Annotated in this window: 20 protein-coding genes and 1 other annotated feature; of the genes, 4 read left to right on the forward strand and 16 right to left on the reverse strand. The window is 37.4% G+C overall.

Annotated features, from left to right (window positions below; genetic code table 11):
- Positions 1-98: 98 nt before the first annotated feature.
- The gene (locus IGL28_RS07935) at positions 99-4,451 is read right to left on the reverse strand and encodes a PolC-type DNA polymerase III (protein WP_034698557.1); all 4,353 of its coding nucleotides are present in this window, start codon (positions 4,449-4,451) and stop codon (positions 99-101) included.
- A 150-nt stretch (positions 4,452-4,601) separates the two neighbouring features.
- Positions 4,602-4,967 (reverse strand): winged helix-turn-helix transcriptional regulator, encoded by a 366-nt coding sequence (locus IGL28_RS07940; protein WP_063627248.1) that lies wholly within the window; start codon positions 4,965-4,967, stop codon positions 4,602-4,604.
- 131 nt (positions 4,968-5,098) lie between these two features.
- On the opposite strand from IGL28_RS07940, the gene IGL28_RS07945 reads away from it, so the two are divergent.
- Both IGL28_RS07945 and IGL28_RS07950 read left to right on the forward strand, forming a co-directional pair.
- Positions 5,099-5,941: an aldo/keto reductase gene (locus tag IGL28_RS07945; RefSeq protein ID WP_010718879.1), complete on the forward strand. Its 843-nt coding sequence runs from the start codon at positions 5,099-5,101 to the stop codon at positions 5,939-5,941.
- A 16-nt stretch (positions 5,942-5,957) separates the two neighbouring features.
- Positions 5,958-6,752 carry an SDR family NAD(P)-dependent oxidoreductase gene (locus IGL28_RS07950; RefSeq protein ID WP_081127418.1) on the forward strand — a complete coding sequence of 265 codons (795 nt, stop codon included), beginning with the start codon at positions 5,958-5,960 and terminating at the stop codon, positions 6,750-6,752.
- Positions 6,753-6,948: 196 nt separating this feature from the next.
- Here IGL28_RS07950 and IGL28_RS07955 read toward each other — a convergent pair whose 3' ends face one another.
- From IGL28_RS07955 to rpsB, 8 genes are all read right to left on the reverse strand, one after another.
- The gene (locus tag IGL28_RS07955) at positions 6,949-8,652 is read right to left on the reverse strand and encodes a proline--tRNA ligase (RefSeq protein WP_010718877.1); all 1,704 of its coding nucleotides are present in this window, start codon (positions 8,650-8,652) and stop codon (positions 6,949-6,951) included.
- Between the two features lie 69 nt (positions 8,653-8,721).
- Positions 8,722-9,990 (reverse strand): RIP metalloprotease RseP, encoded by a 1,269-nt coding sequence (gene rseP, locus IGL28_RS07960; RefSeq protein WP_010718876.1) that lies wholly within the window; start codon positions 9,988-9,990, stop codon positions 8,722-8,724.
- 384 nt (positions 9,991-10,374) lie between these two features.
- Positions 10,375-11,175: a phosphatidate cytidylyltransferase gene (locus tag IGL28_RS07965; RefSeq protein WP_010718875.1), complete on the reverse strand. Its 801-nt coding sequence runs from the start codon at positions 11,173-11,175 to the stop codon at positions 10,375-10,377.
- Positions 11,172-11,981 carry an isoprenyl transferase gene (locus IGL28_RS07970; RefSeq protein ID WP_010718874.1) on the reverse strand — a complete coding sequence of 270 codons (810 nt, stop codon included), beginning with the start codon at positions 11,979-11,981 and terminating at the stop codon, positions 11,172-11,174. Before IGL28_RS07970 ends, IGL28_RS07965 begins: the two co-directional genes overlap by 4 nt.
- 229 nt (positions 11,982-12,210) lie before the next feature.
- Positions 12,211-12,768: a ribosome recycling factor gene (gene frr, locus IGL28_RS07975; protein WP_010718873.1), complete on the reverse strand. Its 558-nt coding sequence runs from the start codon at positions 12,766-12,768 to the stop codon at positions 12,211-12,213.
- Positions 12,769-12,771: 3 nt separating this feature from the next.
- Positions 12,772-13,494, reverse strand: coding sequence for a UMP kinase (gene pyrH, locus IGL28_RS07980; RefSeq protein ID WP_010718872.1), 723 nt, complete (start codon positions 13,492-13,494; stop codon positions 12,772-12,774).
- A 221-nt stretch (positions 13,495-13,715) separates the two neighbouring features.
- Complete coding sequence (gene tsf, locus IGL28_RS07985) at positions 13,716-14,597, reverse strand: translation elongation factor Ts (protein WP_081127417.1); 882 nt, start codon at positions 14,595-14,597, stop codon at positions 13,716-13,718.
- A gap of 96 nt (positions 14,598-14,693) precedes the next feature.
- The gene (gene rpsB, locus IGL28_RS07990; protein WP_010718870.1) at positions 14,694-15,476 is read right to left on the reverse strand and encodes a 30S ribosomal protein S2; all 783 of its coding nucleotides are present in this window, start codon (positions 15,474-15,476) and stop codon (positions 14,694-14,696) included.
- A 387-nt stretch (positions 15,477-15,863) separates the two neighbouring features.
- On the opposite strand from rpsB, the gene IGL28_RS07995 reads away from it, so the two are divergent.
- A complete protein-coding gene (locus IGL28_RS07995; RefSeq protein WP_010718869.1) occupies positions 15,864-16,343 on the forward strand; it encodes an arginine repressor in 480 nt (159 codons plus the stop codon).
- 150 nt (positions 16,344-16,493) lie between these two features.
- Here the strand turns inward: IGL28_RS07995 and argS are convergent, their stop codons facing one another.
- From argS to arcA, 4 genes are all read right to left on the reverse strand, one after another.
- On the reverse strand, positions 16,494-18,185 hold the full coding sequence (gene argS / locus IGL28_RS08000) for an arginine--tRNA ligase (RefSeq protein WP_034698338.1): 1,692 nt from the start codon (positions 18,183-18,185) through the stop codon (positions 16,494-16,496).
- A 73-nt stretch (positions 18,186-18,258) separates the two neighbouring features.
- Positions 18,259-18,458 (reverse strand) — a binding site (T-box leader).
- A gap of 143 nt (positions 18,459-18,601) precedes the next feature.
- Positions 18,602-19,552 (reverse strand): carbamate kinase, encoded by a 951-nt coding sequence (gene arcC / locus IGL28_RS08005; RefSeq protein ID WP_438843943.1) that lies wholly within the window; start codon positions 19,550-19,552, stop codon positions 18,602-18,604.
- Positions 19,553-19,668: 116 nt separating this feature from the next.
- Positions 19,669-20,688 (reverse strand): ornithine carbamoyltransferase, encoded by a 1,020-nt coding sequence (argF, locus tag IGL28_RS08010; protein ID WP_010718866.1) that lies wholly within the window; start codon positions 20,686-20,688, stop codon positions 19,669-19,671.
- A gap of 88 nt (positions 20,689-20,776) precedes the next feature.
- Positions 20,777-22,006 carry an arginine deiminase gene (gene arcA / locus IGL28_RS08015; RefSeq protein ID WP_010718865.1) on the reverse strand — a complete coding sequence of 410 codons (1,230 nt, stop codon included), beginning with the start codon at positions 22,004-22,006 and terminating at the stop codon, positions 20,777-20,779.
- A 474-nt stretch (positions 22,007-22,480) separates the two neighbouring features.
- Here arcA and IGL28_RS08020 point away from each other — a divergent pair, with 474 nt between their 5' ends.
- Positions 22,481-23,182, forward strand: a complete 702-nt coding sequence (locus tag IGL28_RS08020) for a Crp/Fnr family transcriptional regulator (protein WP_010718864.1) — start codon at positions 22,481-22,483, stop codon at positions 23,180-23,182.
- Between the two features lie 92 nt (positions 23,183-23,274).
- On the opposite strand, the gene IGL28_RS08025 is transcribed toward IGL28_RS08020, so the two are convergent.
- Together IGL28_RS08025 and IGL28_RS08030 are read right to left on the reverse strand one after the other, a co-directional pair.
- On the reverse strand, positions 23,275-24,063 hold the full coding sequence (locus tag IGL28_RS08025) for a glycosyltransferase family 2 protein (protein WP_081127415.1): 789 nt from the start codon (positions 24,061-24,063) through the stop codon (positions 23,275-23,277).
- The gene (locus tag IGL28_RS08030; RefSeq protein WP_081127414.1) at positions 24,056-25,336 is read right to left on the reverse strand and encodes an O-antigen ligase family protein; all 1,281 of its coding nucleotides are present in this window, start codon (positions 25,334-25,336) and stop codon (positions 24,056-24,058) included. The genes IGL28_RS08025 and IGL28_RS08030 overlap by 8 nt, the downstream gene beginning before the upstream one ends.
- Positions 25,337-25,410 lie beyond the last annotated feature (74 nt).

Here is a 25,410-nt window from a genome sequence, read left to right on the forward strand (position 1 = left end):
GTGAGCGAAAATTCCGCTCACTCACAGTTAGTATCATTACCTATAAATAACTATACCATATTTCATTTAAAATGACAAGCTTCCACGCTAACCCTTGATTAGAACATATCAAACAAGGAAAGTTGGTTTTCATCTGGAAGGTCTTTCAATACCCCGTTGTCGTTCATATACTCAATCAACGTTTTAGAAACTTTTCCTCGTGTAGCAAGATCTTCTTTTGATAAGAATGGTCCATCTTTTCGTGCTTCAACGATTTGTTTTGCAACGTTTGTTCCTAAACTTGGGACAGCTCTAAATGGTGCGATCAATGTGTCTCCTTCGATCACGAAGTTCACGGCATCTGATTTATATAGATCGATCATGCCAAAATGGAAGCCTCTTTCCAACATTTCATTCGCTAATTCAAGGACGGTCAACTGATTTTTCTCTTTGACTGAGGCATCCAAACCTTTATCTGTGATTTCTTTCATCGCTTGTTTTACCGCATCTTTCCCTTTACACATAGCCACAAGATTAAAATCATCCGCTCGAACTGAGAAATAGGCACAATAGTATAAAATAGGGAAATAGACTTTAAAATAAGCTACACGTAAGGCCATCAAAACATAAGCCGCTGCATGGGCTTTTGGGAACATATATTTGATTTTAGAACAAGAATCAATGTACCAATCAGGAACATTGTTTTCTTTCATGGCGGATAGATAGGTTTCTCGTAATTCATCAGGGATCTTGTTCCATAGCCCTTTACGAACGGTTTCCATAATCTTAAAAGCCATCCCACTATCTAATCCAGCATGGATCAAGTAAACCATGATATCATCCCGACAACCAATTACTTCAGCCAAAGTTGCATCCCCACGTTTGATCAATTCTTCTGCATTGCCTAACCACACATCGGTCCCATGTGATAATCCGGAAATCTGTAAGAGTTCAGCAAAAGTCGTTGGATGTGTTTCTTCCAACATTCCCCGAACAAAGCGTGTCCCAAACTCTGGGATACCTAGTGTCCCTGTTTTAGAATAAATCTGTTCACTGGTAACGTTCAAGACATCTGGACCGGCAAAAATTCTCATTACTTCTGGATCGTCAGTTGGGATCGTTTGTGGATCGATTCCCGATAAATCCTGCAACATACGGATTACTGTCGGATCATCATGTCCCAGAATATCAAGCTTCAGTACATTATCATGGATAGAATGGAAATCAAAATGCGTTGTTTTCCATTCTGAATTTTGATCATCTGCTGGATATTGGATCGGTGTAAAATCATATACGTCCATGTAATCGGGAATAACGATGATCCCCCCTGGATGTTGTCCAGTCGTTCGCTTCACGCCAGTCGCACCTTTGGCTAATCGATCAACTTCAGCACTGCGAAATTGTAAATTATGATCTCGCTCATAACCTTTAACAAAGCCATAAGCTGTTTTATCGGCAACTGTACCGATTGTTCCTGCTCGATAAACATATTCTTCCCCAAACAAAACTTTCGTATAGTTGTGCGCTTCTGCTTGGTAATCACCTGAAAAGTTCAAATCGATATCTGGTACTTTGTCTCCATGGAACCCTAAGAACGTTTCAAAAGGAATATCATGGCCATCTTTATTTAATCGTGCGCCACATTTCGGACATTTTTTTTCAGGCATATCAAACCCCGAACCGTAAGTACCATCTTCAAAGAATTCTGAATACTGGCAATCAGGACAATAATAGTGAGGGGCTAATGGATTTACTTCAGTGATCCCAGTCATCGTTGCAACAAAACTAGAACCAACTGATCCACGTGAACCAACTAAATAACCATCTTCGTTACTTTTATGCACCAGTTTTTGCGCAATCAAATAGATCACAGAAAACCCATTCCCGTTGATCGAATTCAATTCTTTTTCTAATCGTTTTTCAATGATTTCTGGTAATGGATCACCGTACAACTGTTTAGCTCTGGTATAACTCAAATCAGAAATCTCTTCTTCAGATCCAGGAATTTTTGGCGTATACAAATCATCTTTCACCGGAATGACCTCTTCACAAAGGTCAGCAATCTTATTCGTATTGTCAACGACGATTTCTTTCGCTAGATCTTTTCCTAAAAAGTTAAAAGCAGTCAACATCTCATCTGTTGTTCTAAAATGCACATCAGGCAAACTATGTCGGTTCAACGGATTAGCCCCACCCATTGAATTAATCAAAATCTTCCGATAGATTGCATCTTCTTCATTAAGGTAATGAACATTCCCAGTAGCAACGACGATTTTGTCCAATGACTTTCCGATTTCAACTAGATTTTTGATGATTTCTTCTAAATCATGTTCATTTTTGACTAGTTCTTGCTCAAGCAATGGTGCATAGACCGCTTTTGGCATCACTTCAATATAATCATAAAACTTTGCTCGATTTCTAGCTTCTTCAATTCCTTTTTGCATCATTGCTTCGAAAATCTCACCTTTATCACAAGCAGAGCCAATGAAAAGATTCTCACGTAATTTCTTCAGTTGTGAACGAGGAATACGTGGGACACGTTCAAAATATTCCACATTCGACATCGAGATTAATTTGAATAAATCTTTTAATCCAGCTTGATTTTTCGCTAAGATCGTCACATGAAATGGCCTTGCTCGTTTATACGAATCGCCTTCTCCCACATGAGCATTGAGTTGATCATGGTAGAGCATCTCATGGTTTTCCATTGCTTCTTTAACGAAAATCCATGCTAAATGACCTGTCGCTTCAGCATCGTAAATCGCTCGGTGATGCTGTTCAAGACTGACACCAAATTTTTTAGATAACACACCTAGACCAAATCGTTTAAATTGAGGATACAGATATCTGGCTAATTCCAGCGTATCGATGACTGGATTCGTCGCCTCTGGAATTCCATATTTTGCATAACTTGTATTCAAGAATCCCATATCAAACGCGGCATTATGGGCGACCAGAATCGAATCTTTTGAAAACTCGAGAAACAGACGTAGGACTTCTTCTTCTGATTTAGATCCTCGTACCATTTCATCTGTGATCCCAGTTAGATCAATCGTTGTGCGGGAAAGTGGGTGTCCAGGATCAATAAATTCATCAAAGCTTTCAATGACATTCCCTTTATACATCTTGACCGCAGCTAATTCGATGATCGTATCATAAACAGCAGATAGTCCAGTGGTTTCCACGTCAAATACGACATATGTTCCTTCATTCAAAGAAACATGTTCATCATTGTAAGCAATCGGCACACCATCATCTACAACATTGGCTTCAACCCCATAAAGAATTTTTACGCCTGCTTTTTTACCGGCACTATGCGCTTCAGGAAATGCTTGTGCCCCTCCATGATCCGTGATTGCAATCGCTTTGTGTCCCCATTTTCCAGCTTGAGCCACAAGGTCAGAGATACTATTGGTTGCATCCATCGTACTCATATTACTATGAACATGTAATTCCACTCGTTTCTCATCGTCAGGAGCATAGTCTTTACGAGGTGCATGCTTCACCTCAATGATATCTTGTGCATTCATCACCAGGTCTCGCACAAATGTATCTTCTTGGATACTTCCTCTAACTTTTAACCAGCTTCCTACGCTGATTGCATCAAAGATTTGTTCATCTTTTTCATTATTTGAAAATTTCTTAACAATAAAAGAAGAAGTATAATCGGTGATTTTTAACGTTAGGATCTTACGTTTTGAACGTAGCTCACGCACTTCTTTATCAAATACATAGCCTTCCAAGGTCACACGACGTTCTTCTTCAACGATATTGATCATTGGTATTGTCGGTTCATCTGCTGGAATATTACGACCTAACTGGATCGGTCCATCTAGTACAGGAAGTTGCTCTTTTCTTTCTTTTTTCTTTTGTTCATGGACAATCAAACTTTCCGCAGCTTGCTTCATGAACGCTTCTGCTTGTTCTTGCTTCCGCTCTTCAAACAGTTTTAGCACACGTTCTGCTTGTTCTTCATCAATTTCAGGTTCGATACGAAATTTAGGGAACCCGTAGCTGACAAACAGCGTTTCAACTAAAGGTAGATATTGTTGCTTTAAATAATTAATCGCGCCATTGCTATCGACTGGCAAGACAATTTTCTTTTCCTTCAATATAGGGACTTGTGTTTTTAAAACTTGTTGAGCCAACGGCGTATCGCATTGTTGGCTTTCTAAAGCTTGTGCCCAATAATCTTGTAATAATTTTTCATCAAACTGCTGATCATCAGCTTTGATAGTTAATCTGATCTGTGCAATATCTTTAAATGCCAGTGTCAAATTTTGGAGCAATGATCGATAAAGCATGATCGGTAAAATTTGAGTAAAGTGTAGGGTAAACTCCCACAATCTTGATTTGCGGTGAACCACTACACGCTCCATTTCGCCAGCAGAGATTAGTGGATGATTTTTTTCCACTTCTTCTAGTTGGATTTGTTCCAACAATTTTTCAAATAACTCTCGTTTTTCTGACAAAACCATACGCCCTTTCTGACGAGGACAAATCAATGCTATTTCATTTGAACCTCTTCTTCTTTCAGTACTATTTAGTATACCCGTTTTTACATGGATTTACATTAAAAAAACGACAAAGAATTTTCTTTCTCGTTCTAAATCGTTGATTACTTAGCTAAATGAATCCTCACAACGTAAGCTGATTGGTACTCCTTGCTCTTGCAACGTAGTAACATGCAGTTCGCCCCAATCACATAACGCATCTAACACACTACTTAATGTTTGACCATATTCACTTAAGGAATAAACAACTTTTGGTGGAACCTGATGATATGAGGTTCGTACAACAATACCGTCTGCTTCTAATTCACGCAATTGTTGAGTCAACATCTTTTGGCTAAGATTAGGAATTTTTCGTTTTAAGTCGCTGGGACGAAGCGGACTGTGACGCAGGTTGCATAAAATAATCGGTTTCCATTTCCCACCGATAACATCCATCGTGGCTTCTACACCAATATTATACGTTTTTCCAATCATATTTCCCTCCTAAAATCCTTTTACTATCCAATAGTTACTTTTTAGACACTATAGCACAATAAAGTAGGTACTATCTATTAGAGCCTATCTAGTATACATTATATCTATTGAAAATTAAAGGAGGAGTATAGATGATCCATTCATTGAATGATCGAATCATGTTAAATAACCAAATAGAAATTCCAGGGATAGGACTTGGTGTCTTTCAAATCCCTGATACCCAAACTGCTGAAGTAGTCAAAGAAGGCATTGTAAAGGGCTATCGGTTGATTGATACTGCTCAAATATATGATAATGAAATTGGTACAGGAATCGGAATCAAAGAAGGGCTGAAAGCTGCTGGAATTTCTCGAGAAGAACTATTCGTAACCTCCAAAGTCTGGAACGATCATTTAACCTATGACGAAACGATCCAAGCTTTTGAAACCAGTTTAGCACGTCTAGGACTAGACTATCTAGATCTTTATTTAATCCATTGGCCTGGCGAAGATGCATTTTTAGAGTCATGGCGTGCTTTGGAACAATTATATCAAGCGGGGAAAATCAAAGCGATTGGTGTTAGCAATTTTCAAATCACTCATTTAGAAAAATTATTGACACATGCGAATGTCATTCCCGTTCTCAACCAAGTGGAACTACATCCAAAGTTATCTCAAATTGAACTACGCAATTTCTGCGCAAAACATGCAATAAAGATCCAAGCGTGGTCCCCTTTGATGCAAGGGAAACTATTGAATCACCCAACTATAGTAGAGATTGCTGAAGCGCATCATATTACTCCAGCCCAAGTAATCTTACGTTGGGATGTCCAGCAAGACATCTTATTAGTGGTCAAGTCAGTTAAGCCCGAACGAATGAAAAGTAATGCTGACATTTTTGATTTCGTTCTTTCTGAAGATGAAATGACGGTTTTGAATGCTCTGAACGATCATTTTCGGGTAGGACCAAATCCTGATACATTCGATTTTAAATAAAGGAGGAAGATGTAAGATGGAACTAGGTTTATCTCATAAGGTTGCGTTAGTCACTGGCTCAACAAAAGGCATCGGAAAGGCCATTGCGATCGAATTGGCAAAAGAAGGTGCAGATGTCATCATCAATGGTCGTCACGCACCGCTTGTTGATCAAGTGGTCACTGAATTAAAAGAAAAATTCCCCCAAACTAATCCTCAGCGTGCGCCATTTGATTTAGCAGATCCAGAAGCACGGCAAGAACTGTTTACGCAATTTCCTACAATAGATATTTTGATCAATAATATGGGGATTTTTGAACCGATGGATTATCTAGCTATCACAGATGATATTTGGGAACATTTTTTCCAAGTCAATGTTCTTGCTGGAAATGCATTAGCCAAAAATTATTTACCTAAAATGTTGAAGCAAGATTTTGGTCGTATCCTTTTTATTGCCAGTGAAGAAGCAGTGATGCCTTCAGGTGAAATGGCTCAATACAGTATGACCAAAACGATGAATCTTTCTTTAGCAAAAAGTTTATCCAAATTGACTGTTGGCTCTCAAGTGACCGTCAACACGATCATGCCTGGCTCCACCTTGACAGAGGGCGTTCAAGAAATGTTAACAACAATGTACGCAGACAGCCAATTACCTGAATCTGAATGGGAACAAGATTTTATGAAAAATCATCGTCCACTCTCACAGATCCAACGCTTGATCCGACCAGAAGAAATCGGGCGTTTTGTTGCCTTTGTTTCTAGCCCCTATGCAACTTCTTTTTCTGGCGCTGCCTTGCGACTTGATGGAGGATTGGTGCCAACGATTTATTAAGAACGATTTTGTAACACAAATCAATTTCTTCTTACTAAAGAGCCAGTATGATTTTTCATTCGAACAAATGTGAGAAACAAAAAACGAAGGATACCGAGCCAAAACTTGCCTCAGTCTCATTAGAAAAAAGACAAGCCCAACTATTCGTTAGGCTTGTCTTTCATTTCAAGCAAGAATTTTCTTTCTTGACTGTATTTTATTGATTTAAAAGAATGGGTAACGTATTTGCTAGCTCTTCTTTGCGAACTTCAACCATTTCCCCAGTTTTCTTAATTTTGACTTCAACGATACCATCCACCGCTTTTTTACCTACTGTAATTCTAATTGGACAGCCAATTAAATCGGAATCTGCAAATTTCACACCTGCACGCTCATTACGATCGTCAACGAGTACTTGATAACCAGCAGCTAACATCGTTTGTTCGACTTCTTCGGTTAAGTTCGTTTGGTTTTCGTCTTTTAGATTCATTTGAACAACATGTAAATCAAAAGGCGCGATTCCTTTAGGCCAGTTAATGCCATTTTCATCTGAATTTTGTTCAACGATTGCTGAAAGCAGACGACTTACGCCAATTCCGTAACAACCCATAATGACAAATTTTTCACGTCCATTTTCATCTAATACGGTTGCGCCCATTGATTCACTATAGCGTGTGCCTAATTTAAAGATATGTCCGATTTCGATTCCACGTGTAAATGCCAATACACCATTATTATCAGGTGATGGATCTCCTTCTTGAACAAAGCGAAGGTCTTCATATGAGATCACTTCAAAATCTCGTTCTGGGTTGACATTCACATAATGGAACCCAGTTTCATTCGCTCCAGTAATAGCGTTCGCTAAGTCTTGGACATGACGATCAGCGTAGACTTTTACTTCTTCTGCTACACCGATTGGACCAACAGAGCCGAAATCTGCTCCTAGGTATTTTTGAGCATCTTCTTCTGTTGCTTCTTCTAAGAAATCAACCGCTAAAAAGTTTTTCAGTTTCACATCATTGACATCGTGGTCCCCACGTACTAATACCAATACTGGGTTTTCGTCTGCCATAAATAAAACAGATTTGATGATTTTTTGTGGCTCAGTTTCAAAGAAGTTCGCTACTTCTTCAATCGTTTTTACATCTGGTGTCGCAATTTTTTCTAATTCAAGTTGTGTTTCATGTGATTTTTTAGGGACATAATAACTTGTCGCCATTTCTAAGTTAGCGGCATAATCGCTTTCTGTTGAGTAACAGATCGTATCTTCACCGATTTCTGAGATCGCCATGAATTCTTTTGAATCTTTACCACCCATTGCACCACCATCACCAATGATTGCTCGGAAATCTAACCCACAACGTTTGAAAATCTCAGTATATGCTTTTTCATAATCTTTATACGCTTCATCTAAACTTTCTTCTGATGAATGGAAAGAGTAAGCATCTTTCATAATAAATTCTCTGCCACGTAATAACCCAAACCGTGGACGTTTTTCATCACGATATTTTGTCTGGATTTGGTAAAGGTTCAACGGCAATTTTTTATAGGAATTGACTTCATTGCGAATCAATTCAGTAAATGTTTCTTCATGAGTTGGACCTAAGATCATTTTGCGATCATTACGATCATTGAGACGATATAAATTTGGGCCGTAAGTTTCATAACGACCAGATTCTTCCCACAATTCCGCAGGTAAGAGAGCTGGCATCAACATTTCGACAGCGCCAATCTTTTCAAATTCTTCACGCATGATCGTTTTTAATTTTTCCAATACACGATTAGCAAGAGGCAAATAAGAATAAATACCAGCTGAAACTTGGCGAATATACCCTGCTCTTAATAAAATTTGATGACTTAGTACTTCTGCATCATTTGGAACTTCTCGTAATGTTGGAATCAACATTTTTGATTGTCTCATTCTATATACTCCTTCATTTCTCATATAATCATTTATCGTTTGTAATTATACCCTATTTATAAACTTTTTCTAGAAAAAGAATCGTTGGATATCATTCCATGTGACTAATACCATTAAAAGCATTAATAAACCGAAGCCTGCTAATGTGATAAAGCCTTCTTTTTCTTGGCTGATTGGTTTTCCACGAATCCCTTCCACGACGTTCAAGACAAGCTTTCCTCCGTCAAGCGCTGGAATTGGTAATAAGTTAACGATTCCCAAATTCATCGAAAGAATGGCCATCAAGCTAATGACCGTTAATATTCCTTGATCTGCAGCTTCTGAAGATAATTGGAACATCATTACAGGACCGCCCAATTTATTTAAACTAAAGTTTGTAAATAATGAGCCTAGTGCTTTAAAAATTTCTAATGAACTACTGAAAGCTTGTTGTGTTCCTCCAATGATTTTGTCAAAAAATCCCGTTTTCATTGGTGCTTTGATTCCTAATTGCCCATATTTTTTTCCATTCGATTCTACCACGCCTGGTGTTACTGAAAGGGTTTGTTTCTGACCATTGCGCTCGACTTCAACATTGAGTTTTTTCCCAGGATTCTCGGTGATTGTAGCCGTTAGATCTCCCCAAGAATGAATGGCATTACCATTGATCTCCAAGATTTTATCATTTTCTTTTAAACCAGCAGTTTGTGCTGCACCATTAGGTAAGACTTCGCCAATTTGATTCGTGTTAGTGACTTGAACTCCGCCATGCATAAAAGCAAGCAGAATAAATAACAAAATAGCTAACAAGAAATTATTCATTGGTCCTGCGAAATTCGTCAACATCCGTTGCCATAATTTGGCTGATTGGAACTGCACGTCTTTTGGAGCGATTCGAAGTTCTGTGCCATCGGCTTCAATGATCGAAGCATCATGCGCGACAGAGTAAGTCACTTCTTGTTCTTCCTCGCCATTGACATAGCCAGTAATCGTTAATTCTTCTTCAAGATCATAACGAATCAATTCCATCGGGATACTATTTGTAAGCTGTACTTTTTTACTTAAATTGATTTTCTCTACGATACCATCAGAATTTAATAAAAGAGATAACGGCATTCCCGGAGCCATCTCTGTTTCATCGTCCCCGTTTCCTGCCATCCTCACATAACCTCCGATTGGCAATAAACGTAGTGTATAGGTAGTTCCGTCCTTAGCTTGATGCCCATAAATTTTGGGTCCCATACCAATTGCAAACTCTCGAACGAGAATTCCTGATCGTTTCGCAAAGAAGAAGTGTCCAAATTCATGAACAATGACCAAAATGCCAAAAACAATAATAAATGTAATAATTGTTTTCATTTTACATTCTCCTTTACTTTTTTTTAGGTTAAATAAAACATCTTAATTTTACCATATTAATAGCTATTCACCAATAGCTCTAGTTTTTTTAAAGAAAAGAGGTGGCGCTGGAAATAATCAATTTTTAGAAATAAGCCGAATAATCCAAAACTATTTTTCTTCTGGATTATTCGGCTTATTTTCTGAACGAACAACTTCTAAGACACCACGTATTCTTTTTTGAGTAAGATGTGAACATAAAGCTCGCATATTGATTTGAAAAAAGATAATGCTTCATTCCCATACCCATATTTAGTTAACAACTCATTGGCATACTATTAAACTATTGTTATTTATAAATGAGTAGACGATTAGGCAAGTGCTCATTCAAGTCTTTGATGATCACTAAATCAATCCAAATAAATGCATGATTGGAAAGACAAAAAGCAAACTATCAAAACGATCTAGTATCCCGCCATGCCCTGGTAAGATATTCCCAGAATCTTTGACATCGTAGTGACGTTTGATCGAAGATTCAACGAGATCACCAAATTGTCCCACGATCGATAAGAGCATCGTTACAAGGAGCATGAAGAACAGCCCATGTCCAAATAATTCTTTGGCTGGATAGAACAAGAAGTACAACAAAGCAACGACTAATGCACTAGCAATACCACCTAATGCTCCTTCGATTGTTTTATTTGGTGAAACATCTGGACTTAACTTATGTTTTCCGTATTGTCTTCCAACCATATAAGCACCGATATCAGTTGCCCAAACGACAAATAATCCAAAGAGCAAAACTGCCAAACCTTCTGTTCTTGCATTGACGAAATTTTGAAATCCAATACCTACATATAAACTAGTAATTACCGGGAACCCCGCTTCATCAATCGTATAGGTATTCTTTGAAATAACTGATGTCCCTAACAAGATCATGACGATCAAGTAAAAGAGCATAAACGTGCTTGTCTTCTCCGGTAAAAAGAAAAACCAACGTTCTTTTGGTAGAACTAAAATGACTGCTCCAATCGCTGATAATATTCCTTCAAAACTTAACAACGTCAAGCCCTTCATACGGAATAACTCATAGACACCGACGACTGCTAACAAAGCTGCTACAAATTCGATTGTGATTCCACCGATCCATATAATTGGTATAAATAGGACCAGGGCAATAGCAGCTGTGATCACTCGTTGCTTCATGACTGATCTCCTTCTTTCTCTGTTTTCTTCACGCCACCGAAACGACGGTCTCTGTTTTGAAATGCTGCGATTGCTTCTTCTAGATGCGCCCCATCAAAATCAGGCCACAAAGCTTTTGTGAAATACAATTCGCTGTATGCAAGTTGCCAAAGCAAGAAGTTACTAATTCTTTCTTCCCCACTTGTTCGAATAACCAATTCAGGATCCCGCCATTCGGTTGGCAAAAAACCAGTCATGAGATGATCTGCAATCAGTTCTTCGTCAATAGCTTCAATCGCAGTTTCTTCATTTTTGACTTCTTCAGCAATTTTTTTGACTGCTGTCACAATCTCTGCTCTGCTTCCATAATTCAAAGCAAAGTTAAGGATCATTCCAGTATTATCTTTTGTTTGCTCAATTGCTCGACGAACAGCATCTTGTGTATGTTCAGGTAATACTTCTTCATAGCCCATGACACGAACCTGAACGTTTTCTTTGATCAATTCTGGAACAAATGTATCAAAAAAATCCACTGGAAGTTGCATCAAAAAACGGACTTCATCTTTTGGTCGTTTCCAATTTTCTGTTGAAAAAGCATAGAGGGTTAAAACTTTCACACCTAAACGAGAAGCTTGTTTGGTTACTTTTTTAACTGTCTCCATCCCTTCTTTATGTCCAGCAACTCGAGGTAAACGTCGATTTTGGGCCCAACGACCATTTCCATCCATAATGATTGCGATATGCTGAGGAATGGGTCCTTCAGCCGCAAAATGAAAATCACTTTTTTCTTGAATATACTTGTTTTTTTGCGGAAAAAAACGTAACATTCTTTTTCCTCCTATACTTAAAAGTTACCACTATCTTTAGTATTATATCAATTTATCACGTGATTTCCTATGCTGGATTACTTTTTTTAGTTATTTCTACGACTTTTTTCTTATTTTTTAACTTTTGCTAAAAAAAAAGCCTAGGACAAGAAAGCGTCCAAGGCTTTTTAGTAGGTGTAAAAATACATAAACGGCATTGATAAAAGACTGATTCTACCAAGCTTTATGATTAAACTTCCAGTAATTCTTGTTCTTTGTCACTAGCGATTTTATCTACTTCTTTGATGCTTTCATCGGTTAGTTTTTGTACTTCTTTTTCTAATCCACGTAGATCATCTTCTGTGATATCGCCATTTTTTTGTTGTTTTTTGTATTCATCAATTGCATCACGACGAATGTTACGAACAGCGATTTTCGCATTTTCTGCTTCTTTTTTTACATCTTTTGCTAATTCTTTACGACGTTCTTCAGTTAATTGAGGAATAATTAAACGAATGACATTCCCATCATTGGTTGGACTGATTCCAATATCACTTGCCATAATTGCTTTTTCAACATCTTGTAAAATGCTCTTATCAAATGGAGTGATCATTAAAACACGTGCTTCCGGGATTTGAATTGAAGCCATTTGGTTCAAAGGTGTTGGTGCACCATAATAATTAACTGTGATTCGATCAAGTAAACTTGCATTGGCACGTCCTGCACGAATTTGTCCAAGCTCACGTTGTAAATTTTGTGCTGCTTTTTGCATCTTTTCTTTTGCTTCTGTCATAATTGCATCTGCCATTTTTTATTTCCCCCTTACAGTTGTTCCGATATTTTCGCCTAAGATTGCACGACGGATATTTCCATGTTCATTTAAATTAAAGACAAGCAATGGGATGTCATTGTCCATGCTTAGTGAGCTAGCGGTAGAGTCCATTACCTGCAACCCTTTTGCAATCACTTCTAAATGAGTCAATTCTTCAAATTTCACAGCATTTGAATCTAATTTTGGATCAGCTGAATAAACACCATCAACATTGTTTTTAGCCATTAAAATAACATCAGCGCCAATCTCAGCTGCGCGTAATGCTGCAGTGGTGTCTGTTGAAAAGTATGGATTCCCAGTTCCACCTGCAAAAATCACGATTCGGCCTTTTTCTAAATGACGTTCTGCTTTTCTGCGAATATATGGTTCAGCAATTTGTCGCATTTCGATTGATGTTTGGACACGTGTTGGCACACCAACATTTTCCAAAGTATCTTGCAACGCTAAAGCATTCATTACAGTTGCCAGCATCCCCATGTAATCAGCTTGAGCACGTTCCATTCCCATCTGAGCACCGATTTGTCCGCGCCAAATATTGCCGCCGCCTACCACGATAGCCATTTCAACGCCTAATTCGTGTACTTCTTTGATTTCTTGGATGATTTCTTTAATAACAGGCGGTTTAATTCCAAAGCCTTCATTCCCAGCTAAAGCTTCTCCACTTAATTTTAAGACAACACGCTGATATTTCGGTGTGACCATGTTCATTCCTCCAATATTTTCTATTGCTATTTTACCATATTCAGGTAATTTAGCCACTAAAAGTCTAACTATTTGTACCTATGCCTAAAAAAAAGAGCTGTGACATACGTCGCTGCTCCTTTTTAATTCCAAATAAGCATACTATCTAATGTTGATCCAACATTTAAAAAGTGACTCGCAAAATGAATCAACATTAGATAACATATACTCAATTTTCAGAATTATTTTTTCACTTGGTTCATAACTTCTTCAACAAAGTTGTCTTCGCGTTTTTCGATTCCTTCGCCAACTTCAAAGCGTACAAAAGTTTTCACTGCAGCACCTTTAGAAGCAACATATTTTTCAACAGTCATATCAGGATCTTTAACGAATGGTTGGTCAACCAAAGCGATTTCTGCTTTAAATTTCTTCAAGCGTCCTTCTACCATTTTTTCAACGATATTAGCAGGCTTACCTTCGTTTAAAGCTTGTTCTGTAAGAACAGTTTTTTCATGTTCTAATTCAGCTTCAGGAATTTGAGTTTCGTTTACATAGCGAGGATTGATTGCAGCTACGTGCATAGCAACGTCTCTTGCTACAGATTCATCAGTTGTTCCATCTAAAACAGTCAATACAGCGATACGTCCGCCCATGTGTAAGTAACCACCGAAAGCAGCGTTATCTTCTTTTTCAACTACTTCAAAACGACGGAAGCTGATTTTTTCTCCGATTACTTGTGTTGCTTCGATCAAGTCAGATTCGATCGTACCTTTTTCTGTTTTGATCTTCATTGCAGCTTCCATGTCTGCAGGTTTGTTTTCTGCAACAAGTTCAGCGATTTCTTTCACTAGATCTTGGAACATTTCGTTTTTAGAAACAAAGTCTGTTTCTGAGTTAACTTCAACGATTGCTGCAGTATTTCCTTTGATTGCTACTGAAGCTAATCCTTCAGCTGCAATACGATCATTTTTCTTAGCTGCTTTAGCCATTCCTTTTTCACGTAAAAGATCTACTGCTTTTTCCATATCGCCTTCTACTTCAACTAATGCTTTTTTCGCATCCATCATACCTACGCCTGTCATTTCGCGTAGTTCTTTTACCATTTTAGCTGTTACGTCTGCCATTATTGTATCCTCCTATAGTTTCTTTTTAAAAAAAGCTGTTTCAAAGGAGAGTGAGGCTTGTCGCCTAGCCTTTGAAACAGCTCCATCATTTAAAAATTATTCTGCTGAAGTGTTGTCGCCTTCTACAACGTCAACGATTTCTTCGATTGAAGTAGCATTGTTTTCTACTACAAAGTCTTCTTCAACTACTTGGTCTTCCCCTTGGTTACCTTCGATAAATGCATCAGCCATTTTTGAAGTAATCAATTTAACGGCACGGATTGCATCGTCATTTGAAGGGATAACTACGTCGATTTCGTCTGGGTCGCAGTTTGTATCAACCATAGCTACGATTGGGATATTTAATTTATGCGCTTCTTGAACAGCAATGCGCTCTTTACGTGGGTCAACGATGTACATTACATCTGGAATTCTTGGCATATCAGCGATACCACCCAAGAATTTTTCAAGACGTTCACGTTGTTTGTTCAAACCAGCAACTTCTTTTTTAGGTAGAACTTCAAAAGTTCCATCTTCTTCCATTGCATTGATTTGTTTCAAACGGCTGATACGTTTTTGGATTGTATCCCAGTTAGTCAATGTTCCACCTAACCAACGATGGTTTACAAAGTATTGTCCAGCACGTGTTGCTTCATCTTTGATTGCTTCTTGTGCTTGTTTTTTCGTACCTACGAATAAAGCCACGCCGCCTTCTTCTGCAACGCTCTTCATGTAGTCATAAGCTGCATCTACTAACTTAACAGTTTTTTGTAAGTCGATGATGTAGATTCCGTTTCTTTCTGTGAAGATATATTTCTTCATTTTTGGGTTCCAGCGACGAGTTTGGTGACCAAAATGTACGCCGGCTTCTAGTAATTGTTTCATTGAAATTACTGCCATTTTTGTTTCCTCCGATTTGGTTTTTATTTTTCCTCTCCCTGTCTTTCACCTCGCTGACAAACTTTTTCAAGCACCTATCAACGATCCAACAGGAATGTGGATTTGTTGATGCAAAAAGCATCTTTAAAAATTATACAAGTAACCTACCTGTATAGCAATAGCTAAAGAGACATTCTTGCTCAACATTCAATATTTTACCTGACTTGCTAGTAAATATCAAGAGAAATCTCTAGTTACCTCTGCATTTATTCTCATCTTTCATGCTTTACTCTCTCATTAACAAATGATCATAATTCCTAGAGTTATCTCATAAATCAGAATAATATTGGGCAACTCGATTTTTTTTTGATATGATACATGTGAAATCTTTCGTAAAGGAGAAAGAATATGCGTAAATCTGAGCGACATTTACTTATTAAACAAGTGATCGGTGAATTTACGATCCGTACACAAGAAGAACTCTTGGCCAAACTGGAGGATTATGGTGTGACAGCGACACAAGCTACGATTTCCAGAGATATTCGTGACTTAAAAATCGTAAAAGTACCAGATGAAAATGGCGTTTCCCATTTTGTTCTTTTTCAAGGAAAAAAAGGACTCGAAGCAAAAACAGATGATGAAAAACGGTTAGTCCAAATGATCGAAGACATCGTGTTAAAAGTGGAACGGGTCCATTTTCTGACGGTCGTCCATACCTTACCAGACAACGCACATCTTTTCGCTGCCGTTTTAGACGATATCAAACCACCTCATATCGTCAGTACGATTGCCGGGTTCGATACAACCATTATCATTTCCAAAGATGAAGAAGAAGCAAAATTGGTGGAAGCCTTCTTACATGCTCCCAAAGAAACAACACTTTTTTAAGCCAACTAAATTTAATCAACGCAACATGAATCAATGAATGGATGATATCTGTCCCAATCACTTCTATATAAAATAAACCGCCCCTCACGAAAGCTACTATTATAAGTAAGCCTTTCGTAAGGGACGGTTTATTTGTGTACGTTACTTTTCTTACATTTTATCTGGTGCGTGTAAGCCAAGCAAACGTAAATCTTCTTTTAACAAGACTGTTACAGCATAAACTAATGCTAAACGCGCTTCTTTTTGGTCATCTTCAACTAAAATTTTAGTATGTGCATAATATTTATTAAATGCTTGAGCTAACTTGATTGCATGTTTCGCAATAATAGACGGTTCGTATTTTTCACCTGCTTGTAAAACAGTTTCTGGGTATTTTTGAATCAATTTTACAACTTCCCAGCTGTTTTCATCATTCAAGGCGTATTCTTGATCTGTCGATGGCGTAAAGTCGGCTTTTGCTAACAAGCTGACAGCACGAGCATGTGTATATTGTACATAAGGTCCTGTTTCACCTTCGAAACGTACAACTTCTTCTAAATTAAAGTCAAATGTATTTAGGCGATCGTTTTTTAAATCATGGAAGATAACTGCGCCAACACCGACTTGTTTAGCTACCACATCTTTATTTTCTAAATCAGGATTTTTCTCACTGATCTGTTCTTTAGCAGAGTCAATGGCTTCATTTAGCACTTCTTCAAGTAAAACAATTTTCCCTTTACGTGTTGATAGTTTTTTACCACCTTGAGTAATCAATCCGAATGGGATGTGATGCATATCATCTGACCAATCAAAGCCTAATTCTTTAAGAACAGCTTTCAATTGTTTGAAGTGATAACTTTGTTCGTTTCCGACAACATACAATGATTGTTTAAAATCATAGGTGCGTTTGCGGTAAAGAGCTGCTGCTAAATCACGAGTGATATAAAGTGTTGCACCATCTGATTTCTTGATCAACGCTGGGTTCAAATCATAAGCTGATAAGTCAACGATTTCAGCACCTTTATCTGCTTGCAATAAATGTTTTTCTTCTAAAAGTTCTACGATTTCATCCATTTTATCGTTATAGAAAGCTTCACCATTTAAAGAATCAAAACGAACTTCTAATAGATCGTAGATTTTATTGAACTCTTTCATAGATTCGTCGCGGAACCATTGCCATAATTCAATGGCTTCTTTGTCGCCTTCTTCCAAACGTTTAAACCATGAACGTGCTTCATCATTCAATTCTGGTTCTGTTTCAGCCACTTCATGGAATTGAACATACAGACGCAACAATTCATTGATTGGTTCAGAACGTACTGCTTCTTCTGAACCCCATTTTTTATAAGCCACAATCAGTTTCCCAAACTGTGTGCCCCAATCTCCTAAATGATTGATACGAATCGGGTTGTAGCCTAATTTTTCCATGATAAATCCGATGGAGTTCCCGATAACTGTAGAACGCAAATGCCCCATTGAAATCGGCTTTGCAATATTAGGAGAAGACATATCGATTGGTACGTTTCCGTTATTTCCGATGGAGCTGTCGCCATAATGTTCTTTTTCTTTCACGACAGAAGCCAAAACTTCTTTACTGATCATCGCTTTATTCATAAAGAAGTTTAAGTAAGGACCAACCACTTCGATTTTTTCAAAGTTTGTTGAATCGATTTTTTCTGCTAGGTCAGCTGCAATTTGTTGAGGGGCTTTTCGATAGATTTTCGCTAATGAAAAGGCAGGAAAGGCTACATCCCCATGGTCTGCAGATTTTGGATTTTCTAATAGTTTTTCTACTTGTTCCATTGTAAGATCGTCTTTGACAACGTCATAGATCGCTTTTGATACAATATCTTTGTTATTCATTTACATTCCTCCTATAAATACTTTTGTTTGCTGAAAACAAAAAAATCTCTAGTGATCATAGATAACTATGATCACTAGAGACGAGATATCCCGCGGTACCACTCCAGTTGTCCTATTTGCTAGGACCAGCTTCATCTGATATCGGTTGATAGCCGTCTGTCTTAGACAGAGTTCTCCAAGTGCGCTTCATTGTATCCTCTCGTTTGGCTTTCACCACACCCAAACTCGCTTTGATCAAGTAAATACAATTACTCTCTTGTTCAACAAACTATGAAATTATTATATTAATTGAATTATAGCAGAAAAAAAAACTGCTGGCTAGGGATTTCTTATAAAAAATGTCCAGAAGGTCTAAAGGAGAAGAAATACCAACTGGACACTTTTTAACATAGTTCATTTCCTAAGAAAAAGAATTCTTAGTTATCCGCTACGATGATCGTTCCTTCTTCAGATGCGAGAAGGTTCTCGATATTTTCTAAAGAAGTAATAATCGCTTTAGCTTTTGGTTTTGCCTCAACAAAGGTAATTGCCGCTTCGACTTTTGGCAGCATACTTCCTGGTGCAAATTGATTTTCATCAATGTATTGCTTCATTTCTGAAACTGAAACAGTTTCTAGTTTCTTTTGATCTGGTTTTTGATAATTTACATAAACATTATCTACTCCAGTTAAAACGATCAATAGATCTGCATCGATAATTTCCGCTAATTTTTCAGAAGCAAAATCTTTATCGATAACCGCTTCTCTACCTTCTAAACCAGTTGCCGTTTCCACAACAGGAATTCCGCCACCACCAACAGAGACTGTAATCACGCCTTGTTCTACTAGCGTTTCAATCACTCGTGCTTCTTTAATTGAAATTGGTTTAGGAGAAGCCACTACTTTACGCCAGCCACGACCAGCATCTTCTTTAAAGGTTACTGTTGAATCAGCTTTCATTTGTTCATTGGCTTCTTCTTCGGTATAGAATGGTCCTACTGGTTTGCTTGGGTTTTTAAATGATGGATCGTTTTCATCAACGATGACTTGCGTAACAAGTGAAACCACATCTTTATCGATGCCTTTTTCTTTCAATACTTCACCCATTGCATTTTGTAACCAATACCCAATTGATCCTTCTGTCATTGCAACACAAGTATCTAAAGGCATCGCTGGTGTCTTTTCTGAGTCAGCTGCTTGTTGTTGGATCAGCAAATTCCCTACTTGTGGTCCATTCCCGTGAGAAATGATCAACTCATCCCCTTGTTCAATGAATTTTACTAAGTATTTTGCTGTTTCCATCAATGCCTCTTGTTGTGCTTTTGCACTTGCATCTGTTGATAAAATCGCATTACCACCTAATGCGACAACTACTTTACGATTTGCCATATTTGTCTTCCTTTCTCCAGAGAGTTCTGAATTTTCTCAATGACAAAACAAGCCAGCCCATGATGAGGTCCATTAAAGCTGACTCGTTTTGTTCTTGAGATGAATGTGATTAACCGTTACACACGAGGAATAAACAAGTTACCAAGTGTTGCTGCCATGATCGCTTTGATTGAATGCATGCGGTTTTCTGCTTGGTCGAATTGACGTGCATATTTACTGCGGAAGACTTCATCAGTAACTTCCATCTCAGTAATGCCGAAGCGTTCTTTCATTTGTTCACCATAGATTGTGTTAGTATCATGGAATGCTGGTAAGCAATGTAAGAAAATCAAACGGTCAGTATTGTGCGTTTTTTCGATCATTTCCATGTTGATTTGGTAAGGTTTCAACAATTTGATTCGTTCTTCAAATTTATCTTCTTCACCCATTGATACCCAAACATCTGAATAAAGTACGTCAGCACCGTCAACACCTTTATCCACGTCATCAGTGATCATTAATTGTGCACCAGATTTAGCAGCAAATTCTTCTGCCATTTTGACGATTTCTTCTTCTGGTTGTAATTCTTTTGGTGCTACGATACGCATGTTTGCACCTAAAATAGCCCCAGTCACAAGTAAAGAGTTCGCCATGTTGTTACGTCCGTCACCACAATATGCCACTGTGATTCCTTCAACTGTTCCAAAGTTTTCTTGGATTGTTAAGAAATCTGCGATCATTTGTGTTGGATGCCATTCATCTGTTAAACCATTCCATACTGGAACACCAGAAAATTCTGCTAGTTCTTCCACCATTTTTTGGCTAAAGCCGCGGAACTCAATTCCGTCAAACATTCGACCTAATACTTTAGCTGTATCTTCTGTTGATTCTTTTTTACCTAATTGGATATCATTGGCACCTAGATATTCAGGATGCGCACCTAAATCGATTGCTGCAGTTGTAAAAGCTGCACGTGTACGAGTAGACGTTTTTTCAAATAAAAGTGCAATGTTTTTACCTTCTAAGTAGTGATGTGGAATGCCACGTTTTTTCAAATCTTTTAAGTGCTCAGAAAAATCGATTAGATATTGTAATTCTTCTTTTGTAAAATCTTTTTCTGCTAATAAACTTCTTCCTTGAAATACTGACTCTTTCATAACTAAAATTCTCCTTTAGGTTGTTTGTTTTTGTTTTAAAGAGGAAATCTAGTGGCAGCTGACAGTTAGACTGCCACTAGCATTCATATTATTTTAAATCTTCACGTACTAATGGTTGGCTCATGCAGCGTGGACCACCACGACCGCGTGATAACTCACTTGAATTGATTTCCAATACTTTGATGCCATAGCTACGTAATAATTCATTGGATACATAGTTACGGTTGTACGTTACGACAACACCTGGTGCGATTGCCAGAGTATTAGAACCATCATTCCATTGTTCACGAGGAGCAACGATCGCATCACCATTACCAGTTGGGATCAAGACTAAATCATCCAAACCTAATGCAGCTTTTAATGACGCTTGTAAGTCATCTGAATGAGCGATCTTGATATCATCGCCTGCTTGTTCGATCGTAAAGACATCCATTTTTCCTTCTTTACTTTGGATTGCTGGATGGATCGTGAATTTATCATGGTCAACCATGGTAAACACAGTATCTAAATGCATCATTGCTCGATTGTTAGGAATCTTGATTGCTAGGACTTTTTCAAAGCCTGCATGTTTAGCAAATAAATTACGTGCTAATTTTTCGATTGCTTTAGCGCTTGTTCGTTGTGAGATACCTACAGCGACGACTTTGTCACTTAGGATTAATTCATCTCCACCTTCGATGTGATCAGGGTTTTCACGATCTAACCATACTTCAACCCCTTTGTTCGCAAAACGTGGGTGATGTTTCAAGATGTATTCAGTAAACATTGATTCACGACGACGTGCTTCAAATGTCATCATGTTAACAGTCATCCCATTTCCCATTGATGCGGAAGGATCACGTGTAAAGTAAAGGTTTGGCATTGGGTCCATATAGAATGGATAGTCGTCATCTGAAGAAAGATCATACAGACTGTTTGAACGAACTGAAATATCTTTCGTGCGGACACCCGCCATAATTTTATCTACCATTTCTTGGGTTTCCATTGATAGAAGGAACTCATGAAGACCATCTCTTACAGCAGAAGATGCAATGTGGGATTCGTCTAACATTTTATTTAAAAATTGTTCTTTGACATTGCCGGCATCAATTGCTTCTGCAGCTAATTTTTCTAGATATAAAGTTTCGACGCCTTCATCTTGCAATGTCTTTGCAAAATAGTCATGCTCTTCTTGTGCGATTGGCAGATATGGAATATCATCAAACAACAGACGGTCCATAATATCTGGTGTTAAATTTTCCACTTCTTGTCCAGGTCGTTTCAATAAAACTGTCTTTAACTTCCCTATCTCAGAGAAAACGTGAATAGGTTTATCCATGTTGTGTTGCCTCCTTCGTTTTGATTACATACATAGAATACCGCCTTTTTGTAACCACTTTCATAATTTCTTCTCATCTAAAACGAGAGCAATTTCACATTATTAGAAGACAATTAAATAAATACACGTTTTTACATTTTTTATTAACTTTTATCACTTTTTTTATACTGAAAACTCTCTCAAAAAAATATTTATTCATTAAAAAATTATTTTTGAATATTTTCTTTTTCGATATTTCACAAGGTTGATAGCGCTTGCTTTATGTAATAATTGTGTTTTTTATACAAAAATACCAATCATTAAAAAGAATTATGCAATCTATCCGTATAAATTATTCATAATAACAAAAAAGATTGATCACAAAGAATAAAATTGCTTTTTTAACCATGATTTTTCTTCTAGGTTAAAACTTTACATTTAAGCCAAAACCAGTCACAATATAGTATGTAGCTGAAAGTAAGGAGTGGGAGTTTTATGCGTATAAATAGAATTGATTATCATTTTTCAAAGTTACGCTATCAACCTGATTTTGAAAACTTTACTGACGAGGAATTTGAGCTCATTAAAGAGCATACGATCCTTCGTTCTTATAAAAAAGGACAAATTTTATTTGATGAAGGAGATGAACGACAACGTCTCTACATTTTAACATCAGGATTGGTTCGTCTAGAACGATATGATGAAAGTGCTACTTATTATTATTATGATTATGTCAATCCAAATAACCTTTTCCCAATGTCTGGTATTTTTGAAGAAGGAATTTATTCATACACTGCTCAAGCAATGACAGACATCGAAACTTTCTCTTTCCCAGTATCTTGTTATGAAAAAATTGCGAAAAACAATCCAAAACAATTACTCTATATGATCCATAAAATCTCAAAAGTAGTAGCGATGCACGAACTGCGGATACAGATCGGTTTAACTTCTAGCGCTTTTGATCGAGTGAAACAAAACTTATTCATTTTAAAAGAAGAGCTTGGCATACCAACCACAGATGGCCATGTCGAAATTCCATACCCTATCACACTAAAAGAATTAGCGGTTAATAGTGGGACAACGAGAGAGACTGCTGGACAAGTAATCAAACAGTTAAAAGATTCTGGTTTATTAGATTACCAAAAGAAACGGTTTACTTTTTGTAAAACTGCTGTGACGCCTGCTTTAAGAGAATAAAAAAACATACTAAGATGAGGCTGCCCTTATCTTAGTATGTTTTATTTTTTGTCTAAGCCTGATTTATTTGTAAAGGAAACAAAGAAACCTTTTCATCCTTGTTTGCGGTGCTGATGCCAAAATAGGAGGTGTCTAGGAATCATTATCGCTATTAGTGGTTTCAAGACATACAGATAATGAACTTTAGCAACCTTTAATTCTTTGAAATTACGATATTTCAACCGACTTTCCCCAAGGCGATTTTTCCAGGAAATTTTTTTATAGTACTCTTTATCTTGATAGTAATAAACTAAGTTTTCTTGTAAATTATAACCTTTGTGTCCCTTCGCATATAACCGCATATATAGGTCATAATCTTGTCCTCTAACAGTATCTTTTGAAACTCGATAACCCGCTACAGATTCTAAGATGTGTTTTCTAAACATAGCCGATGGATTGATGAACGGACTCGTTTTCAAGAGATCTTTTATTTCAGGTCGTTCTTTGGCCACCCGTTCACCATAGACACCCTCTTGGTCCCATAAATAGGCATTACTGCCAACAAAACCAAATTCTGGATGAGCCTCTAAAAACGCTACTTGCTTTGCCATACGTTCCACGTGACAATAATCATCGTCATCTAGTTGCATAATGTAGTTCCCCCGTGCATGTTTGATTGCCTGGTTGCGAGTATAAGCACTTTTAGAATTTCTAGCGTTTTGATAGATTCTGATACGTTGATCTTGTTTTTTTAATTTCGTTAAAAGTTCCCAAGTATGATCTGTTGATCGATCATCGACAATAATGATTTCAAAATCTTGATAGCTTTGTCTTAGTACAGAATTGACTGCTCGCTCAATCGATTTTTCTGCATTGAAAGTGGGAATAATCACACTAATCATTTGACTGCTCCTTTTTTCCATTTACTAGAGATCCCTGTTCTTTCACAACGAGTAAACCTACTAAGATCCATAGTAATCGTGAATTTTGTAAAGAAATACTAAAAGAAAAAATAATATTCGCTAATATTAAGAGACACAGCAACCATTTTTTCAGCAATAATTTTCTGACAAGCTGACCAAATACCAACAACATTCCCATCATTGCTGGGACTATTCCCCATTCAACAGCTATTTGTAAAAAAGTATTATGAGCAATCGTCGGGCTTCCACTAACTGATAAAGCAACTGAAGAGTAGTCAACGAAACCGATACCCATGAAATGAGTCCGCGTTAACAAAAGTTGTGCTGTTTTCCAAGCTTCTGTTCTACCGGAACCTCCAGCAACGATTGCGCCATAAAAATTAGTGAAAACTCCCTCAAATCGGACAAATTGCGGAATGGAAAGAAAACGTGCAATTAAATTACTTACATAATCAGCAAAAAGAAAATGCGTACCGATAATCAATACACTCGCTGTCATGATTGTCATTACAAGATGTTTGACGTTGATATTTTTCCTAAATAATTTTTGAATTAGAAATAACAAATTGATTACTAAAAACGCTACAACCCCTGTTTTGGAAGCAGATAACAAAATACAGGATGTATAACCCATGAATGCAATCAGGTTCTTCCACTTACCTTTAAATGGTCTTAAGTACCAGATACAGTAGCCACATGTTTGAAGATAAGCAAAATAGTTAGGATCATTCATGAATCCTTTCAAACGTAGATCACCGAACAAAACAAATGATTTCAAACTTGCTGGAGCTACTAGAAAAATGAACATACTAAGACAGCCAAAAAAAAGTGTTCCGACTTTTACCCCAGATAAAAAATCTTTTTTCAACTCTGGATTTATATGAAGGATCGAGATCGTTAGAATCAAATAAAGGAGATTGACGAAAAATTTTTGTCCCGTCATGATGACTGTAAAAAGCGAAACAGAAGTATCCACCCATGAACTTAACAATATCGTGGACAATAACCGCCAACAAATAACCCCAATAAAAAATAGTATTAATTGTTTACTGAACACCACTTTTTTCATTAGTAGAAGGTAGCCAACTAATAGCACCATAAATACATCACTTATTGACATATTGATACCGAAAAAAACACGCGAAATACAGAGTGTAAATCCCAATAGGTAAAATAACCTTCCTAAAATTTTTTGGTTGCTTTTCGTTAATTCATCAATTGATGAGTACCCATGTGCTTCAATTGTTTTCATTTTCTATCTCCCCGTGCGCCTTTAACAGCAAAAATTCACTGATTGATTTATTTTTCCAATCATCATTTCTATCT

The sequence above is a fragment of the Enterococcus sp. AZ077 genome (assembly GCF_051714965.1).
Taxonomy (GTDB): Bacteria; Bacillota; Bacilli; order Lactobacillales; family Enterococcaceae; genus Enterococcus_B; species Enterococcus_B hirae.

What these genes read in the sequence shown, in the direction of transcription:
- IGL28_RS07970 (WP_010718874.1), bottom strand. Translation starts at nt 11,981, where the DNA reads ATGTTACGTTTTTTTCCGCAAAAAAACAAGTATATTCAAGAAAAAAGT.
- pyrH (WP_010718872.1), bottom strand. Translation starts at nt 13,494, where the DNA reads ATGGTCACACCGAAATATCAGCGTGTTGTCTTAAAATTAAGTGGAGAA.
- tsf (WP_081127417.1), bottom strand. Translation starts at nt 14,597, where the DNA reads ATGGCAGACGTAACAGCTAAAATGGTAAAAGAACTACGCGAAATGACA.
- argS (WP_034698338.1), bottom strand. Translation starts at nt 18,185, where the DNA reads ATGAATAACAAAGATATTGTATCAAAAGCGATCTATGACGTTGTCAAA.
- IGL28_RS08020 (WP_010718864.1), top strand. Translation starts at nt 22,481, where the DNA reads ATGCGTATAAATAGAATTGATTATCATTTTTCAAAGTTACGCTATCAA.
- IGL28_RS07940 (WP_063627248.1), bottom strand. Translation starts at nt 4,967, where the DNA reads ATGATTGGAAAAACGTATAATATTGGTGTAGAAGCCACGATGGATGTT.
- frr (WP_010718873.1), bottom strand. Translation starts at nt 12,768, where the DNA reads ATGGCAGATGCAATTATGACAGAAGCAAAAGAAAAGATGCAAAAAGCA.
- arcC (WP_438843943.1), bottom strand. Translation starts at nt 19,552, where the DNA reads ATGGCAAATCGTAAAGTAGTTGTCGCATTAGGTGGTAATGCGATTTTA.
- IGL28_RS07950 (WP_081127418.1), top strand. Translation starts at nt 5,958, where the DNA reads ATGGAACTAGGTTTATCTCATAAGGTTGCGTTAGTCACTGGCTCAACA.
- arcA (WP_010718865.1), bottom strand. Translation starts at nt 22,006, where the DNA reads ATGGATAAACCTATTCACGTTTTCTCTGAGATAGGGAAGTTAAAGACA.
- IGL28_RS07955 (WP_010718877.1), bottom strand. Translation starts at nt 8,652, where the DNA reads ATGAGACAATCAAAAATGTTGATTCCAACATTACGAGAAGTTCCAAAT.
- IGL28_RS07995 (WP_010718869.1), top strand. Translation starts at nt 15,864, where the DNA reads ATGCGTAAATCTGAGCGACATTTACTTATTAAACAAGTGATCGGTGAA.
- rseP (WP_010718876.1), bottom strand. Translation starts at nt 9,990, where the DNA reads ATGAAAACAATTATTACATTTATTATTGTTTTTGGCATTTTGGTCATT.
- IGL28_RS08025 (WP_081127415.1), bottom strand. Translation starts at nt 24,063, where the DNA reads ATGATTAGTGTGATTATTCCCACTTTCAATGCAGAAAAATCGATTGAG.
- argF (WP_010718866.1), bottom strand. Translation starts at nt 20,688, where the DNA reads ATGAAAGAGTCAGTATTTCAAGGAAGAAGTTTATTAGCAGAAAAAGAT.
- IGL28_RS07945 (WP_010718879.1), top strand. Translation starts at nt 5,099, where the DNA reads ATGATCCATTCATTGAATGATCGAATCATGTTAAATAACCAAATAGAA.
- rpsB (WP_010718870.1), bottom strand. Translation starts at nt 15,476, where the DNA reads ATGGCAGTAATTTCAATGAAACAATTACTAGAAGCCGGCGTACATTTT.
- IGL28_RS08030 (WP_081127414.1), bottom strand. Translation starts at nt 25,336, where the DNA reads ATGAAAACAATTGAAGCACATGGGTACTCATCAATTGATGAATTAACG.
- IGL28_RS07965 (WP_010718875.1), bottom strand. Translation starts at nt 11,175, where the DNA reads ATGAAGCAACGAGTGATCACAGCTGCTATTGCCCTGGTCCTATTTATA.